This is a genomic window from Mesorhizobium sp. M2A.F.Ca.ET.037.01.1.1, assembly GCF_003998075.1.
Lineage (GTDB): Bacteria > Pseudomonadota > Alphaproteobacteria > Rhizobiales > Rhizobiaceae > Mesorhizobium.
Genome location: NZ_RZSA01001604.1, coordinates 1 through 782, shown reverse-complemented (window position 1 = coordinate 782; position 782 = coordinate 1). Strand labels below are relative to the sequence as shown.

The 782-nt window shown below is 62.0% G+C and carries 1 protein-coding gene; it reads right to left on the bottom strand.

The window, feature by feature from the left end:
- On the bottom strand, positions 1 to 590 hold a 590-nt coding region (locus tag EOA27_RS38665; RefSeq protein WP_127259001.1), incomplete at its 3' end, for a sigma factor-like helix-turn-helix DNA-binding protein.
- Positions 591 to 782 lie beyond the last annotated feature (192 nt).

Here is a 782-nt window from a genome sequence, read left to right as displayed (position 1 = left end):
ATCCAGTCGGGCAGTTTCTGGCTGGAGCTGGCAAAGGCGAAGGTCAGATTGGAAGCGCCCAGCACACCGACAAAGATCTGCGCCGGGAAAATGACGCCGCTAACAGGATCGACCACCGGTACCGTCTGCCCGGCATAGTCGGTCTGCATCACCGCGCCCGCCGCATGCCGATTGCGGAATGTCGCGCTCGTCCGGCGCTCGAAAGCGGCGAAGTGCTCGCAGAACCAGGTGTAGCCGTAGCCGTCGGGATGGGCGGCGCGATACTCCTGCCACAGCAGCGTCAGCGTCACCCCCTTGCGCTTCAGCTCCCGGGCGATCAACGCAAAGTCCGGTTCGTTCAGGTCGCGTGGCGGACGGCCGGCACGGCCAAACAGCAGCCGCCCAAGCGTCGCGTCGTCGTGGCCCGGCGGCAGCGGCCAACCCGACAGCCCGGCCTCCCGCGCCCGCAGCAAATAGGTCGACACCGTCGTCTTGCTGATCTTCAGCCGTTCCGACACTTCACGCACCGAAAGACCCTGCTCGTGGGTCAGGCGCAAGATCGCTCGAATGTCCTTCACTGTCGTTCGTCTCGCTTGCTTCCGTCTCGGCATGGCCCCTCTCGACTCAATCGTGAGAAGCCAAACTGCCAGAACGGCGCAGCCGAGAACCGACCGCTAAATCCGCTCCCGAAACTGTCCAGGATTTAACGGAATCGCTGTCCGCGAATTACTGAAATCACTGTCCGGGATTTAGCGAAAAAGGTGTCCGGGAATTACTGAAACACGCACTGAAATGTCTCCAAG